The 17,073-nt window shown below is 43.3% G+C and carries 13 protein-coding genes and 5 tRNA genes; all 18 read right to left on the bottom strand.

Annotated elements, in window-relative coordinates; translation table 11 throughout:
- Positions 1–170: 170 nt before the first annotated feature.
- The 18 genes from rpoC to DEM91_RS06870 all read right to left on the bottom strand — a co-directional run bounded on the left by rpoC (position 171) and on the right by DEM91_RS06870 (position 16,943).
- Positions 171–4,484 (bottom strand): DNA-directed RNA polymerase subunit beta', encoded by a 4,314-nt coding sequence (gene rpoC / locus DEM91_RS06785; RefSeq protein WP_249858394.1) that lies wholly within the window; start codon positions 4,482–4,484, stop codon positions 171–173.
- A gap of 39 nt (positions 4,485–4,523) precedes the next feature.
- Positions 4,524–8,336 carry a DNA-directed RNA polymerase subunit beta gene (gene rpoB / locus DEM91_RS06790; RefSeq protein WP_249858395.1) on the bottom strand — a complete coding sequence of 1,271 codons (3,813 nt, stop codon included), beginning with the start codon at positions 8,334–8,336 and terminating at the stop codon, positions 4,524–4,526.
- Between the two features lie 165 nt (positions 8,337–8,501).
- Complete coding sequence (rplL, locus tag DEM91_RS06795; protein ID WP_008122427.1) at positions 8,502–8,882, bottom strand: 50S ribosomal protein L7/L12; 381 nt, start codon at positions 8,880–8,882, stop codon at positions 8,502–8,504.
- Between the two features lie 93 nt (positions 8,883–8,975).
- Positions 8,976–9,494, bottom strand: coding sequence for a 50S ribosomal protein L10 (gene rplJ, locus DEM91_RS06800; protein ID WP_025071452.1), 519 nt, complete (start codon positions 9,492–9,494; stop codon positions 8,976–8,978).
- Between the two features lie 18 nt (positions 9,495–9,512).
- Positions 9,513–10,205: a 50S ribosomal protein L1 gene (gene rplA, locus DEM91_RS06805; protein WP_249858396.1), complete on the bottom strand. Its 693-nt coding sequence runs from the start codon at positions 10,203–10,205 to the stop codon at positions 9,513–9,515.
- Positions 10,206–10,225: 20 nt separating this feature from the next.
- Entirely contained in the window at positions 10,226–10,666 is a 441-nt protein-coding gene (gene rplK, locus DEM91_RS06810; RefSeq protein WP_249858397.1) for a 50S ribosomal protein L11, read from the bottom strand.
- Between the two features lie 61 nt (positions 10,667–10,727).
- Positions 10,728–11,273, bottom strand: a complete 546-nt coding sequence (gene nusG, locus DEM91_RS06815; protein ID WP_249858398.1) for a transcription termination/antitermination protein NusG — start codon at positions 11,271–11,273, stop codon at positions 10,728–10,730.
- A gap of 11 nt (positions 11,274–11,284) precedes the next feature.
- Positions 11,285–11,476, bottom strand: coding sequence for a preprotein translocase subunit SecE (secE, locus tag DEM91_RS06820; protein WP_081411409.1), 192 nt, complete (start codon positions 11,474–11,476; stop codon positions 11,285–11,287).
- A gap of 16 nt (positions 11,477–11,492) precedes the next feature.
- Positions 11,493–11,565, bottom strand: a tRNA-Trp gene (locus tag DEM91_RS06825).
- 83 nt (positions 11,566–11,648) lie between these two features.
- Positions 11,649–12,845 (bottom strand): elongation factor Tu, encoded by a 1,197-nt coding sequence (gene tuf, locus DEM91_RS06830; protein WP_025071449.1) that lies wholly within the window; start codon positions 12,843–12,845, stop codon positions 11,649–11,651.
- An 85-nt stretch (positions 12,846–12,930) separates the two neighbouring features.
- Positions 12,931–13,002 (bottom strand) — tRNA-Thr (locus DEM91_RS06835).
- Between the two features lie 6 nt (positions 13,003–13,008).
- Positions 13,009–13,081, bottom strand: a tRNA-Gly gene (locus DEM91_RS06840).
- A 17-nt stretch (positions 13,082–13,098) separates the two neighbouring features.
- Positions 13,099–13,181, bottom strand: a tRNA-Tyr gene (locus DEM91_RS06845).
- Between the two features lie 35 nt (positions 13,182–13,216).
- Positions 13,217–13,290, bottom strand: a tRNA-Thr gene (locus DEM91_RS06850).
- A 101-nt stretch (positions 13,291–13,391) separates the two neighbouring features.
- Positions 13,392–13,691, bottom strand: coding sequence for a ribosome hibernation-promoting factor, HPF/YfiA family (hpf, locus tag DEM91_RS06855; RefSeq protein WP_008122438.1), 300 nt, complete (start codon positions 13,689–13,691; stop codon positions 13,392–13,394).
- A 22-nt stretch (positions 13,692–13,713) separates the two neighbouring features.
- Positions 13,714–14,592, bottom strand: a complete 879-nt coding sequence (locus tag DEM91_RS06860) for a tyrosine-type recombinase/integrase (RefSeq protein WP_195252779.1) — start codon at positions 14,590–14,592, stop codon at positions 13,714–13,716.
- Between the two features lie 148 nt (positions 14,593–14,740).
- Entirely contained in the window at positions 14,741–14,932 is a 192-nt protein-coding gene (gene rpsU / locus DEM91_RS06865; RefSeq protein ID WP_008122443.1) for a 30S ribosomal protein S21, read from the bottom strand.
- A gap of 217 nt (positions 14,933–15,149) precedes the next feature.
- The gene (locus tag DEM91_RS06870; RefSeq protein ID WP_410525630.1) at positions 15,150–16,943 is read right to left on the bottom strand and encodes a M24 family metallopeptidase; all 1,794 of its coding nucleotides are present in this window, start codon (positions 16,941–16,943) and stop codon (positions 15,150–15,152) included.
- Positions 16,944–17,073 lie beyond the last annotated feature (130 nt).

A 17,073-nucleotide genomic window follows, 5' to 3' on the forward strand; every position in this document is an offset into this window, starting at 1 on the left:
TTTTGGCTATGTAATTCCCGCTATTAGGGCTTACTCGGGACTTCCACCCGTTAGATAATGCTCATGCCGAGCGTACAAAAAGGGAGGTGCACCATTATTAATGATCCACCTCCCTTATATAGTTTTCTTGGTAGTGCATACAGCCTGTGCCGCAATGCTACCTCACCAAATTATTCGGAGAAATCGAGTACATTCTTGCGATTAGCCTCAATGCGCTCATATTCTTCTTTCGAGCCAACGATGAGCTTCTCCCACTGACGAAGTCCAGTTCCGGCAGGTATTAAGTGTCCGCAGATTACATTCTCTTTCATACCTTCCAGATAATCAACTTTTGCATGGATAGCAGCTTCATTGAGTACCTTTGTCGTTTCCTGGAACGATGCTGCACTCATAAAGCTCTTGGTTTGTAACGCAGCACGTGTGATACCTTGCAAAATCTGGGTTGAAGTTGCTGGAACAGCATCTCGAACTTCCACCAAGTGTAAGTCACGACGCTTCAACGAAGAGTTTTCATCGCGTAGCTTACGAGCAGTCACGATTTGACCCACCTTCAACACTTCACTATCTCCAGCATTGGTCACCACTTTCTTGCCCCAAATGCGATCATTCTCTTCTGCAAAATCAAGCTTATCGACTAATTCTTGCTCCAAGAATGTAGTGTCGCCAGGTTCGTTAATTTGAACCTTACGCATCATCTGACGTACAATAATTTCGAAGTGCTTATCATTGATCTTCACACCCTGCAGACGATAAACGTCCTGTACCTCATTCACAATATACTCTTGTACAGCGGTTGGCCCCTTAATTGCAAGAATGTCATTCGGAGTGATAACACCATCAGACAATGGCGTACCTGCTCGTACCGCATCATGTTCTTGAACCAAAATCTGTTTACTCAAAGAAACAAGATACTTCTTCTGCTCACCCGTCTTAGAGGTGACAATGATTTCGCGGTTTCCACGCTTTACCTTACCCATGGTAACCTCGCCATCAATTTCAGAAACGACAGCAGGATTAGAGGGGTTACGAGCCTCGAACAACTCTGTGACACGAGGAAGACCACCAGTAATGTCACCCGCACCTCCAACGGCACGTGGTATCTTCACCATCGTTTGACCCGTCTTAATTTCAGCACCGTCTTCAACTACCACGTGACCACCTACTGGGAAGTTATAGGTGCCAAGCACCTCGCCCTTCTCTCCGATAATATCACAAGTAGGAACCAAAGACTTATCCTTAGAATCACTGATAATCTTTTCGGTCAAACCTGTAGTATCGTCCGTCTCAGCGTGATAAGTTTTTCCAGCAACCACGTCATTGAACTTCAACTTACCTTCGTATTCTGAAACGATGACAGCATTGAATGGGTCCCATTTTGCAATAAGCGTTCCCTTCTCAACGGTATCACCATGCTTATAATACAACGAACTTCCATAAGGAACGTTCATCGTACTAAGCACAATATCAGTATGAGGATCGATGAAACGAATTTCTGCCAGACGACTAACAACCTTCAAGCATTTAACATCTTTCACTCCATCGTTCTCTACATAAGGAACAGTACGCAACTCATCAAACTCAATTTTGCAATCATTTTTAGCAACGATAGAAGCATTGGCAGCTGCGTTACCTGCCACACCACCGGCGTGGAAGGTTCGAAGTGTCAACTGTGTACCTGGCTCACCAATAGCCTGTGCAGCAATCACACCAACTGCCTCGCCTTTCTGTACCATGCGTGCCGTTGCCAAGTTTCGTCCGTAGCATTTCTTACAAACGCCATGCTTACTTTCACAAGTCAAGACCGAACGAATCTCTACGCTCTCAATAGGAGACTCGTCAATGAGTCGTGCCTTTTCTTCTGTGATCTCTTCACCAGCGGCAACAATAAGTTCGCCCGTTGTTGGATGTATGATATCATGAACGGATACACGACCTAAGATTCGCTCATAGAGTGTTGAGATAATTTCATCACCACTCTTCAAAGCTGTACAGATAAGTCCTCTTAAGGTTCCACAGTCTTCCTCGTTAATGATGACATCATGAGAAACATCCACCAATCGACGTGTCAAGTATCCAGCATCGGCTGTCTTCATAGCCGTATCAGCCAAACCTTTTCGAGCACCGTGTGAAGAAATAAAATACTCGAGCACTGACATACCTTCCTTAAAGTTGGAGAGAATAGGATTTTCAATAATCTGTTGTCCCTCTGCTCCTGCCTTCTGAGGTTTAGCCATCAAACCACGCATACCCGAGAGCTGCTTAATCTGGTCCTTAGAACCACGAGCTCCCGAATCAAGCATCATGTAGACAGCGTTAAAACCTTGGTCGTTTTCGGTCATCTCTTTCATGAGGACATCACCCAACTCATTATTCACATGAGTCCAAGCATCAATCACCTGATTGTAACGCTCGGTGTCGGTAATGAATCCCATTTCATAGTTAGCTTTGATTTGGTTGACTTCATCCTGTCCCTTCTTCACTATTCCCACTTTACTTTCAGGAATGATAATATCATCAAGGTTGAAAGACAGACCTGCAACATACGCCATGCGATAACCTAAGTTCTTGATACCATCGAGGAATTCGCATGCGCGAGCCATACCAACAACCTTAATTACATCTGCGATAATGGTACGCAAAGTCTTCTTAGAAATGATGTCGTTGAAGTAGCCCACCTCATCGGGAATGATACCATTCACAATGACACGACCCACAGAGGTTTCTACCACACGGTCTTGCAACTTGCCATCCACCAAGTCCTTCACCACTACTTTGACACGCGCATGTAAGTCGCACTTCTTTTCGTTGTAGGCAATAATTGCTTCTTCAGGACCATAGAACGAAAGACCTTCACCCATTGCACCTGGACGGATTTTAGTAATATAATACAAGCCTAACACCATATCCTGTGACGGAACAGTGATAGGAGCGCCGTTGGCTGGGTTGAGGATGTTATGACTCTGAAGCATCAGTATTTGAGCCTCGAGAATTGCCTCATTGCTTAAAGGAAGGTGAACCGCCATTTGGTCACCATCGAAGTCGGCATTGAACGCTGTACAAGCCAAAGGATGCAACTGAATAGCTTTACCCTCAATAAGTTTGGGTTGGAATGCTTGGATTCCCAAGCGGTGCAAAGTAGGAGCACGGTTCAACAGAACGGGATGTCCTTTCATCACATTCTCTAAAATGTCCCAAATCACAGGCTCACGTTGGTCAACTATCTTCTTGGCACTCTTCACAGTCTTCACGATGCCACGCTCAATGAGTTTGCGAATCACAAATGGTTTATACAGTTCGGCAGCCATCAATTTAGGCAAACCGCACTCGCCCATCTTCAATTCTGGACCTACCACAATTACCGAACGTGCCGAATAGTCTACACGTTTACCAAGAAGGTTTTGGCGGAAGCGTCCTGCTTTACCCTTGAGAGAATCAGACAAAGATTTCAAAGGACGGTTGCTCTCACTCTTCACCGCACTACTCTTGCGAGAATTATCAAACAGAGAGTCGACAGCCTCTTGCAACATACGCTTCTCATTACGTAGAATCACCTCAGGAGCTTTGATTTCCATAAGTCTCTTCAAGCGATTGTTACGAATGATAACACGACGATAGAGGTCGTTCAAGTCTGAGGTGGCAAAGCGTCCACCATCCAACGGAACCAACGGACGAAGCTCGGGTGGAATGACTGGTACTATCTTTAGAATCATCCATTCTGGACGGTTGATATCTTTGCTCTGACGGAAAGCTTCTACTACCTGTAAACGTTTCAAGGCTTCCGTTTTACGCTGCTGACTTGTGTCATTGTTAGCCCGGTCGCGCAATTCATATGAAATCGAATCCAAATCCAAGTTAGCCAACAAATCATACACAGCCTCGGCACCCATCTTAGCGATAAACTTATTGGGGTCGGCATCATCTAAGCGGTCATTGTTAGGATCTAACTGATGATCAAGAATATCTAAATATTCATCTTCTGTCAGTAAATCCATTACATGAGAACCGTTCATCTCTATACCATCGCCATCCTTGCGACCTTCCATGACACCAGGCTTGATAACGACATACTTCTCGTAGTAGATAACGGAATCAAGTTTTTTTGTGGGCATTCCCAATAGATAACCTATCTTGTTGGGTAATGAACGGAAATACCAAATATGGGCAACAGGAACAACCAGCTCGATATGACCCGAACGCTCACGACGAACCTTCTTCTCGGTCACCTCAACTCCACATCGATCGCAGACAATCCCTTTATAGCGAATTCGTTTGTATTTACCACAGGCACACTCATAGTCCTTCGTTGGTCCAAAAATGCGCTCACAGAAAAGGCCATCACGCTCAGGCTTGTAGGTTCGATAATTGATGGTTTCGGGTTTTGTCACCTCACCATACGAATTTTCGAGAATTTCCTCAGGAGATGCCAAGCTAATGGTTATCTTGGTAAAATTATTTTTTATTTTTGTATCTTTCTTAAAAGCCATGTTCTATATCTTTATTGTGTGAATACAATGTAGGAAAAATTAATCGAGTTTCACACTCAATCCGAGTCCACGCAATTCATGCAGCAGCACGTTCAACGATTCTGGAATTCCTGGTGTTGGCATTCCATCGCCCTTCACGATAGCCTCGTATGCCTTGCTACGTCCTACAGTATCATCAGACTTAACTGTCAAAATCTCCTGTAATACGTGGCTGGCGCCAAAGGCCTCAAGTGCCCATACCTCCATTTCACCGAAACGTTGTCCACCAAATTGTGCTTTACCACCAAGTGGCTGTTGGGTAATCAATGAATAAGGGCCTATTGAGCGTGAGTGCATTTTGTCTTCAACCATGTGACCGAGCTTCAAGAAGTAAGTAATACCTACGGTAGCTGGTTGGTCAAACTTCTCTCCTGTCTCACCATCGTAGAGGTGAGTAGAGCACAAGTGAGGTAACCCCGCTTTCTCGGTCCATTCAGACAGGTCTTCAAGTTTTGCACCATCGAAAATCGGAGTTGCAAACTTGACGCCCAACTTCAATCCAGCAGCACCAAGAATCGCTTCGAAAATCTGACCGAGGTTCATTCGAGAAGGCACGCCCAATGGGTTGAGAACCAAGTCTACTGGACGACCATCTTCTAAGAATGGCATATCCTCGGCACGTACTATCTTTGATACAATACCCTTGTTTCCATGTCGACCAGCCAATTTATCTCCGACACTAATCTTACGTTTCTTCGCAATATAAACTTTTGCCATTTGCAACACGCCAGAAGGTAGCTCATCTCCAATCGAAATAGCAAACTTACGACGCTTCAGCTCGGCATCTAACATTTTATATTTACGGATATAGTTCATGATTAAAGCTTGAATGAGCTTATTGGTATGCTCATCAACGGTCCAATCATTCGACTGTATGCCATCATACTCTAAGTTTTTCAAAGCAGCAGCGGTGAAGCTACTTCCTTTCGTAATGATTTCAGCACCCGTATAGTCTTTAACTCCTTGTGACTTTTTGTCTTCGGTCAACGTAAGGAGTTTGTCAACCAATATATCTTTCAGGTCATTATTCTTAGCTTCGTACTCTTCATCAATTTTAGCTAAGATAACCTTGTCATGCTTCTTTGATTCTCTTGTTTTAATGGCACGGCTGAAGAGTTTCTTGTCAATAACCACACCACTCAGCGAAGGATTGGCTTTCAAAGAAGAGTCTTTTACATCGCCAGCCTTGTCGCCAAAGATAGCACGTAACAGCTTTTCTTCTGGTGAAGGATCACTCTCTCCCTTTGGAGAAATCTTACCAATCAAAATATCTCCTGGCTCCACCCTTGCGCCAACACGGATGACACCATTTTCGTCCAAATCTTTGGTTGATTCTTCACTGACATTCGGAATATCGCTGGTGAATTCCTCCATACCTCGTTTGGTTTCACGAACATCCAGAGAATATTCATCTACGTGTACAGATGTCAGCACATCGTCACGAACTACCCGTTCAGAAATCACGATAGCATCCTCGTAGTTATATCCTTTCCAGGGCATATAAGCCACCAAAAGATTTCGACCGAGAGCCAGTTCGCCATTTTCCGTAGCATATCCTTCTGTTAAAATATCACCAGCCTTAACGCGTTGACCCTTATTGCAAATAGGACGAAGGTCTATGGTCATATTTTGATTGGTGCGTCGGAACTTTGGAATGCGATATTCTTTCAATGCAGGTTCGAAACTTACAAATTCCTCGTCTTCTGTCCGATCGTAGAGAATACGTATCGTAGTAGCATCCACATATTCCACGACACCATTGCCTTCGGCTGTTATCATCGTACGTGAATCTTCACATACCTGTTTCTCTAAGCCCGTACCAACGATAGGAGCATCGTTATGGAGCAAAGGAACAGCCTGGCGCATCATGTTACATCCCATCAATGCACGGTGTCCATCATCATGCTCTAAGAAAGGAATTAACCCTGCGGATACGGAAGCAATCTGCTGTGGAGAGACGTCTACCAGTGCAACCTGGTCGGGATCTACCACAGGATAATCTGCATCTTGACGACATTTCACGTAATCACGGATAAACGAACCATCTGGACGCAAAGGTGCATTTCCTTGTCCAACAATCAAGTCTTCCTCTTCCTCTGCAGTCATGAAAACGATATGGTCGTTATTCATATCTACCTTGGCATTCTTCACCTTACGATAAGGGGTGACGATAAAGCCAAGATCATTAATCTTTGCATAGATACATAGGGAGGAAATCAAACCAATGTTCGGTCCTTCAGGACTCTCAATTGGGCACAAACGACCATAGTGAGTATAGTGAACGTCACGAACTTCGAAGCCAGCTCGCTCACGAGACAAGCCACCAGGTCCCAATGCAGACAAACGACGTTTGTTAGTTACCTCTGCCAAGGGGTTCGTTTGGTCCATGAACTGTGACAACGGATTGGTTCCAAAGAACGAATTGATTACACTGGTTATGGTTTTGGCATTGATTAAATCAGTAGGTGTAAAGACTTCATTATCGCGAACGTTCATACGCTCACGAATGGTTCTGCTCATACGAGCCAATCCTACAGAGAACTGGTTGGATAGTTGTTCGCCAACGGTGCGCACACGGCGGTTTGACAAGTGGTCAATATCATCAACCGTAGCATTTGAGTTAACTAACTGAATCAAATATTTGATAATCTCGATGATATCATCTTTCGTCAGAACACGGATATCCATATCCGTTTCAAGACCTAATTTCTTATTGATACGATAGCGGCCTACTTCACCTAAATCGTAGCGTTTATCTGAAAAGAAAAGATTGTTAAAGACCTCTCTTGCACTGGCATCATCAGCAGGATCGGCATTGCGAAGCTGGCGATAGATATAATTAACAGCCTCCTTCTCTGAGTTGGAAGGATCTTTCGATAACGTATTGAAAATAATCGCAAACTTGTTAGCCAATTCAGAATCACGGTGTAATAAAATGGTGGATGCACCACTGTCTATAATGTCTGCCACATTATCTTCCGTGATTTCTGTTTCGCGCTCCATGATGACCTCATTTCGCTCAATAGATACAACTTCGCCTGTATCTTCGTCTACGAAGTCTTCATTCCAGCTTTTCAAAACGCGAGCAGCCAAACGGCGACCAATCGAAGCTTTCATGTTCTTCTTATTCACCTTCACCTCCTCGGCAAGGTCGAAAATCTGAAGAATGTCCTTATCTGATTCGTAACCTATGGCACGCAATAAAGTAGTAACGGGCAATTTCTTCTTTCGATCAATGTAAGCATACATCACATTGTTAATGTCTGTAGCAAACTCAATCCAAGAGCCCTTAAATGGAATAATACGAGCAGAATAAAGGGTAGTACCATTGGCATGGACGCCTTGTCCGAAGAAGACACCTGGCGAGCGATGCAATTGAGAAACAACCACACGTTCGGCTCCGTTGATAACAAATGTACCATTGTCCGTCATGTAAGGAATAGTACCAAGGAATACGTCCTGTATAAAGGTACCAAAGTCCTCGTGATCTGGATCTGTACAATAAAGCTTCATCTTGGCCTTCAAGGGTACACTATAGGTCAACCCACGCTCTAAACACTCATCAATAGAATAACGGGGCGGATCTATAAAATAATCCAAGAACTCAAGAACGAAGTTATTTCTTGTATCGGTAATAGGGAAGTTCTCTGAGAACACCTTATATAGACCGTCATTCTTGCGTTCCTCAGGAGGAGTTTCCAACTGTAAGAAATCCTTGAAGGACTTTAACTGCACATCGAGAAAATCCGGATAAGGTACCGGATTATGCACGCTTGCAAAATTTATTCTGTTATCAACACTTTTTGTAGCCATAAATAAAATCAGTGGGAGTAGTCTCCCCTTTGCTCGTTAACAATTTGTTGTCTTAAGACACAAAAAGGTCAGGATTCGCCTACTGGACAAATCCTAACCGTAATCATAATAAGTGGGTTTAGGAGATGCGACTATTCACACTGTCGCATCTCCTAAAAGAGAGATTTACTTCAATTCAATCTTAGCACCAGCCTCTTCGATGGCCTTCTTCAAGTTCTCAGCTTCTTCCTTAGACAAGCCTTCCTTGATGGTTGCAGGAGCACCGTCAACAAGATCTTTAGCTTCCTTCAAGCCAAGACCACAAGCTTCTTTTACAGCCTTAACAACCTGAAGCTTGGTAGCTCCAACTTCGGTCAATACAACGTCAAAAGACGTCTTCTCTTCAGCTGCACCAGCTGCACCACCAGCAGCAGGACCAGCAGCTACAGCAACAGCTGCTGCAGCAGGCTCAATACCATACTCGTCCTTGAGGACTGTTGCCAACTCGTTTACTTCTTTAACTGTCAAATTTACTAATTCTTCAGCAATAGCTTTAATATCTGCCATTTTATTCTAAATTTAATTTATTTTTAATTCGTTATTTGATTTGACTTTTGGTAGATGACTCTACACATCAGTAGGAAGAGTCAACGGAATAATTTATTCTGGACGTTCTCCCAATGTTTGGAGTACACCATGAATGGTATTACCACCAGATTGAAGTGCAGAAACAACATTCTTTGCGGGTGATTGCAGCAATGCAACAATCTCTGCGATAACTTCGTTCTTGCTCTTCAATGCGGCCAACTCTGCCAGCTTATCAGCACCAATATAAACGCTTTCCTCAGCATAAGCTGCCTTCAGTGCAGGAAAATCTTGCTTATCATATTCCTTCAGCAGCTTGGCAGGTACGTTTGCTGTCTGTGCAAACATCACAGCAGTGCTTCCCACTAAGCAGTCATATAAAGGTTCGAAATCAACATCAGATGCGTCAAGAGCTTTGCGAAGAAGTGTATTTTTAACTACAACCATCTTCACTTCATTCTTGAAACACTTCCGACGTAGCTGAGAGGTAGCCTCTGCATTCAACCCAGTAACATCTACTAAGTAAAAATGAGGATACTCCTTCAGTTTCTCGCCTAATTCTACAATGATAGTATCTTTTATTTCTTTCTTCATTTTACAAAACTTTTAGAGTTATTCAACTGATTTAGGATCAATCTTGATACCCTTACTCATAGTGCTTGAAATAAAGATACTCTTGAGATATGTACCTTTAGCAGCAGTTGGTTTTAACTTGATAACAGTAGAGATAAACTCTTTTGCGTTATCACAAATCTGCTCAGGAGTCATGCTGATTTTGCCGATAGAGGTATGAATAATACCAGACTTATCAACCTTAAAATCAATTTTACCTGATTTGATTTCTTTCACTGCCTTAGCAACATCCATCGTCACCGTTCCACTCTTAGGGTTAGGCATCAAACCACGTGGTCCAAGTACACGACCTAAAGGACCAACTTTACCCATACAAGATGGCATCGTAATAATCACGTCTATATCTGTCCATCCACCTTTGATCTTTTCGATGTATTCGTCAAGACCAACGTAGTCAGCGCCAGCTTCTTTCGCAGCAGCCTCTTGGTCAGGAGTACAGAGACATAGCACACGAGTAACTTTACCAGTTCCATGAGGAAGTGTAACGACACCTCTCACCATCTGGTTCGCTTTTCGTGGGTCTACGCCTAAGCGCATATCAATATCAAGAGAGGCATCAAACTTGGTGGTAGTAATATCCTTCACCAATTCTGAAGCTTCTTTTAATGTGTATGCCTTCCCTGCTTCAACCTTATCAGCTACTGATTTCTGATTTTTTGTCAGTTTACTCATTTTTTAATTGAAGTTTAAATTTATTTTCCAGGGAAGTCCCCTTTTACTGTGATACCCATACTGCGAGCAGTACCTGCCACAAGTTTCATAGCGCTCTCAACTGTAAAACAGTTCAAATCAGTCATTTTATCTTCAGCGATAGCGCGTACTTGATCCCAAGTAACGCTCGCCACCTTTTGACGATTTGGCTGTGCAGAAGCGGTTTTCACCTTTGCAGCCTCCTTCAACTGAACAGCTGCAGGAGGAGTTTTGAGAACAAAGCTAAATGACTTGTCAGTATAGTAAGTGATAACAACAGGAATAATCTTCCCTGCTTTATCCTGGGTTCTGGCATTGAACTCTTTGCAAAATCCCATGATATTAATACCCTTAGAACCCAAAGCAGGTCCTACTGGTGGAGAAGGATTCGCAGCACCACCTTTAATCTGTAATTTGATTAATCCAGCTACTTCTTTTGCCATTTTTTGTTAATATTAAAATTGAAAAATATAAAAAAGAAAGTCTAACCCCGTAACAAAGTCGTTAAACCTCTTTTTGCACTTGCATAAAACTTAACTCCAATGGAGTCTTTCGACCAAATATCTTTACCATGACTTTCAGTTTATGCTTTTCGACATTCACCTCTTCGATGACGCCACTAAAGCCACTAAAAGGACCGTCGGTAACGGTGACAACCTCATCGACCTCATAAGGAACTTCTACATCGTTCGTTATCTCTGTCTCTTCGACATCACCAAGCATTCGATTGATTTCGGACTGAGGAACAGGGGACGGATTATCCAAACCACCTAAGAATCCTAAGCAATTGGGCATAAAGCGCAAGGTATGCGCAACATCGCCAACCAGGGAAGCCTCTACAAAGATATAGCCAGGGAGACTTATTTTCGCCTTTTCTACTCTTTTGCCGTTACGCAAAGTGGCATGTTTCTCCATTGGAATCAATATTTGAGAGACATGCTGTTGTAGCAACGTGTTGTGTTTCATTTCAGCCTCGATGTATTCTTTCAGCTTAGCTTCTTTTCCACTGACAGCACGCAGTACATACCAATTCATTTTTGTATCAGCCATTTCTTAACGATTTAACCTGGATAAACAATGCCCATTAGATGCTGGAAGCACCAGTCCATACAGAACACCACCAATGCAATGACAAGGGAAGCAGATAATACAACCACTGCACTGTGCGTTAGTTCTCGACTCGTTGGCCAAGTTGTTTTATGCGCAAGTTCATCATAACATGCCTTGCAATAATTTACGATCTTCTTAAACATATTATCATTTATTTTGCACGGGTTGAAAGACTCGAACTCTCGACACCTGGTTTTGGAGACCAGTGCTCTACCAACTGAGCTAAACCCGTAAAAGAAGTTCCCGCAACCGCTATTACGGGAACTGTTATGAAAAGGGAATGAATCATCAAACGGTTCAATCCCGTATCTTCAATTACTGAACGTCGTCCAAAATCTTTGTAATCTGACCAGAACCTACGGTACGACCACCTTCACGAATAGCGAAACGAAGACCTTCATTCAAAGCAACCTTGTAAATCAGTTTAACTTCGATTTCTACGTTATCGCCAGGCATAACCATTTCTACACCCTCTGGCAAAGTGATTTCACCCGTACAGTCCATGGTACGAAGATAGAACTGAGGACGATATTTATTTCCGAATGGAGTGTGACGTCCACCTTCTTCTTTCTTCAATACATAGATAGAAGCCTTGAAGTGATCGTGAGGAGTAATCGCTCCTGGGTGTACAACAACCATACCACGTTTAACTTCATCCTTGTCAATACCACGAAGCAACAAACCTACGTTGTCACCAGCTTCACCTTCAGAAAGGATCTTGCGGAACATCTCAACTCCTGTAACAACAGACTTCTTGTCTTCACCAAGACCGAGCAACTGGATTTCGTCACCAACCTTTACTTTACCTGTCTCAATACGACCTGTTACAACAGTACCACGACCTGTGATAGAGAACACGTCCTCAACAGGCATCAAGAATGGTTTGTCCAAATCACGCTCAGGCTCTTGAATCCATTCATCAACGGTATCCATCAGAGTCATCACGCTGTCAACCCACTTATCTACGCCGTTCAAAGCACCCAGTGCAGAACCACGTACAATAGGAGTATCCTCTTCGAAATCATACTGCTCAAGAAGTTCATGGAGCTCCATTTCTACAAGTTCCATCATCTCCTCATCGTCTACCAAGTCACACTTGTTCAAGAAAACAACCAAACGAGGAACGTTTACCTGACGAGCCAAAAGCACGTGTTCACGTGTCTGAGGCATAGGACCGTCTGTAGCAGCTACTACCAAGATAGAACCGTCCATCTGTGCAGCACCAGTAACCATGTTCTTTACATAGTCGGCGTGTCCAGGGCAGTCTACGTGTGCATAGTGACGCTTTGCTGTTTCATACTCAATATGTGAAGAGTTAATGGTAATACCACGCTCTTTCTCCTCAGGAGCGTTATCAATCTGATCGAATGAACTTACACTTTCACTACCAAAGCCCTTATCGTGAAGAGTCTTAGAAATGGCAGCAGTCAAAGTAGTCTTTCCGTGGTCTACGTGACCAATTGTACCAATATTAACGTGCGGTTTGGTACGTACGAATTCTTCTTTAGCCATAGCTTTACTTTTTTTATTTATATAAATGAATTATCTTGTTATATCTGTTTTTCTACAAAGGATCTATAAAATAGAACCGAAGTAGAGCTGTAACTGAGAGTTGAACTCAGGACCTCTTCCTTACCAAGGAAGTGCTCTACCACTGAGCTATTACAGCAGTGAGAGCGGAAAACGGGACTCAAACCCGCGACCCCCAGCTTGGAAGGCTAGTGCTCTATCAACTGAGCTATTTCCGCAAAAACTTCTACTGGAGTGGGTAGTGATGGATTCGAACCACCGAAGTCGAAAGACAGCAGATTTACAGTCTGCCCCATTTGGCCACTCTGGTAACTACCCTTTGTTTTTACGAACTTGTCTCTTTTTAGCTGGAGAGCCTCTTGTCGGATTCGAACCAACGACCCCGAGATTACAAATCACGTGCTCTGGCCAACTGAGCTAAAGAGGCAAATCTATGCAGCCGTTTGGCTGAAGCTTTTAAGACGTGTCGTAAAACGGCTGCAAAGATAGGGATATTTTTTAAACCGCCAAAACTTTTTCTATTTTTTTTTAGAACGAGCGAGATTTTTCTTTGAATTTTTGGATTTTAACCCGCATTGCATCAACACAGAGGTCAATCCCCTCTTCGAATGTGTCGCAGGTTTTATCCACAAACAAGGTGGCTCCTGGCACTACCACGGTAAGGCTTGTTTCCTTATTCATTGCCGTGGCTGGCTTGATGACCTTGAGCTGTACCTCTACTCTCTGAATGTCTTCTAAAGATTTTTCTAACTTGCCTACTTTTTTCTCTACGAAGGCCTCTAATTTCTCGGTTGCATCAAAGCGAATTGATTGAATTTTTATTTCCATAATTACCTCCAAGTTTTAAAGGTTAAGCTCGGGGATGAGCTTTCATATAAACACGCTTCAACTGCTCGAAAGTTGTATGGGTATACACTTCCGTCGTTGTGAGACTTTGGTGTCCCAGCAGTTGTTGCACACTCTCCAATCCTGCTCCGTGGTTCATCATCGCTGTAGCAAAGGTGTGTCTCAACACATGGGGTGTACGCTTTTTTAAAGTGGTTACAGTAGACAGACATTTACTCACTGCATAACGCACCTGATTATGTGTCAAACGATGCCCATCTGTATCCACAAAGAAAGCCGTCGATTGTCGTTTCACTTGTTCATCGCGAATCGAAATATAGTGCTGCAGCGACTCCTTTAATTCCGCACCAAACGGTATGTAGCGTTCTTTATTTCGTTTCCCTAAGACCTTCAGACTCTGATGAGTGAAATCAATAGACGCATCATCCAGCCCTATCAACTCTGCCAAACGCATGCCAGTGCAGTAAAAGGTTTCTACCAATGTGTGTGCCAATACATCTTTATATTGAGTTCCTTCCAGTTTGAAGTCTAAAAGAGCATCCATCTCGGATTCTTTGACGAACTGGGGCAAAGGCTTTTTTTTCTTAGGACCCACTATTGCATTTGTAGGATCTTTATCGACGAGACCTCGAGTTAAGGCAAAACGATAAAAGGAACGCAAAGCACTCAATCTCCTATTGATTGACGTAGCATTGTTTCCTCTATCCATCATACTCTCCATCCAGTCACGGATGATGTTCGAGTCTATCGACTCCCAAGAGAGTTGGGGTTCCAAAAGACGAAAGAACTCTTCAAAGGCCATAAGGTCTTTTCCGTAATTCTTCACGGTTAGCGCGGAGCGATTTTTCTCAAATCGCAGGTAGTCCAAGAATTCTTTTATCATCGTCATCACTTGCTTACACCACGGAGGTAAAATCATTGATTATCCAGGACGTAAACACATTCATGATGCTCAACTATCCGTTAAATCAATTGTTATACGCAACGAATATACGGAAAATAATTGAAACTACCAAAAGAATCTGAAGTTTTTATTCTTCAGCGTCGCGCAATTTTTGTACGTAGATGGCACGCTCCATCTTCAAGCGCCTCAATACAGAAGGCTTGTCGTATTGCTGACGTGCGCGTAACTCTTTAATAACACCTGTCTTATCGAACTTTCTTTTAAAACGCTTCAAAGCTCTTTCGATATTCTCACCATCTTTTACGGGTACAATAATCATGCTTTTGTTTTTAATATTTAATGTTATAGTTAATTCATTTTTACATCTCGTTACGAAATGCGGCTGCAAAATTACGACTTATTTGTGAAACGTACAAGTTTTTAGCGCACATTTTACTTTTACAAGAATGGCTCTTTGGTTTAATAAAAGTTGTTTATTGTAAAAAACAAACTTATCCTGCTCATTTATAGGACGTTCCCACAAGTCTATCCCCTTCTTAAATGGCTTGCGTAGCCTTTCGCAGCCAATCATTTTCCTTATCCGAGAGATGGGGTGACAAACGTTGGAATACTTGTTCGTGATACGCATTAAGCCAGTTCCGCTCCTCAGGCAACAACATCTCTATAATAATAGGTGTGGTGTCAATGGGAGCAAGCGTTAAAGATTCGAATTGCAGAAACTCACCGAAAGCGGTTTTCATATAAGGTGTGATGAGCAATGTGTTCTCGATGCGCACGCCAAACTTGCCTTCCAAATACAGCCCAGGTTCGTCTGTGACAGTCATGCCTGCACGCAAGGGAGCTGGCTTGTATTCCATTCGAATTTGATGAGGTCCTTCATGCACATTAAGATAACTCCCCACGCCATGCCCTGTGCCGTGCATAAAGTTCATCCCTTCACGCCACATGGCTTGCCGAGCCAGCGCATCTAACTGTGTGCCACTGGCACCTGCAGGAAACTTGCACAGTTCTAACTGGATATGTCCTTTGAGTACCAATGTGTATACACGTCGTTGCTCTTCGGTGAGCGGTCCCAAAGCAATAGTCCGCGTAATGTCGGTGGTACCGTCAAGATATTGCGCTCCACTGTCTATCAGCACTAACCCTTTGGGTTGTACAGGAATGTCGGTCTCTGGCGTGGCTTCATAATGCACAATGGCTCCATGCGCCTCGTAGCCTACAATGGTATCAAAGGAGAGTCCACGATACAAATCCTGCTCGGCACGTAAAGCGGTCAACTTCTCATCTAACGAAATCTCTGTCTGTCCACCAGCCTCAACCGCTGGCTTAAGCCACTGTAAGAATTTGACCATGGCGATGCCATCACGCTCCATCGCTGCCTTAAAGCCAGCAATTTCTGCTTTATTCTTCACGGCTTTCATGGCAGGAACGGGTGAGGGAGCTGTGATTACGTGTTGTTTTTGAAACACCGAGAAAATGTGTGCATTCAATTGTTCCGCATCTAACAATATTGTATAATCGGGATAATGCCTACCCGCCTGCGTAACCTCATCATACGAACGAGTGGAAACACCTTCAGCTTTCAAGTAAGACTGTACTTCCTCTGTCAACTTTTCTGGGTCGATATACAACACGGCTGCATGCGTAGATATCAGGAGATAAGCTACGAATACAGGATTGCAGTGTACATCGGTGCCACGCAAATTGAGCGTCCATGCAATATCATCAAGTGCTGAAAGCATGGTACCGTCCACATGTTGCAGACGTAAGGCTTTTCTGATACGTGTCAATTTACTGCTTGTGGATTCACCTGCATATTGCAAGGGATGTATCTCCACCTTGTTTTTGGGTATCGCAGGTCGGTCATTCCAAATCTGGGCAAGTGGGTCAAAGTTTGTTCTGAGGGTGGTGCCGCCTTCTTTTCGTAAATCGTTAACCATTTGTTGTACAAAGGCTTTAGTGTTTACGAAGCCGTCCATCCCTACTTCGGCAAAGTCTGTTTGCTGCAGTTCTTGTCCAATCCATTGAGCTATCGAAGGCGTATCTGGCAATCCTATCCGCATGAGTTGATATTCGGTATGCTGCAATTGCGCTACAGCCGCAATGAAATAACGTGAATCAGTCCATAAGGCAGCACTGGTTTGGGTGACCACAGCCACACCTGCCGAACCATCAAATCCAGAAATCCATTCACGGCCTTTCCAATGGTCGGGTACATATTCACTATTGTGTGCATCGGTACTGGGAAAAATAAATGCACCTAAACGCTCACGTTTCATTACTTCGCGCAACCTACTTAATCGCTCTGCTATTTCTGTCTTCATTGCCATCCATTTTAATGTAATACAAATATAGATAAAAATTCCGAATTATAAGCTCATGACTAAAAAAAGTTATTCTTCAGAGAGCGTAATGTCCTTCTATGTGCATTCAAGGTTTAATAACAATTAAAAAATAGAA

The organism is Prevotella sp. TCVGH (assembly GCF_023522295.1).
Classification (GTDB): Bacteria; Bacteroidota; Bacteroidia; order Bacteroidales; family Bacteroidaceae; genus Prevotella; species Prevotella timonensis.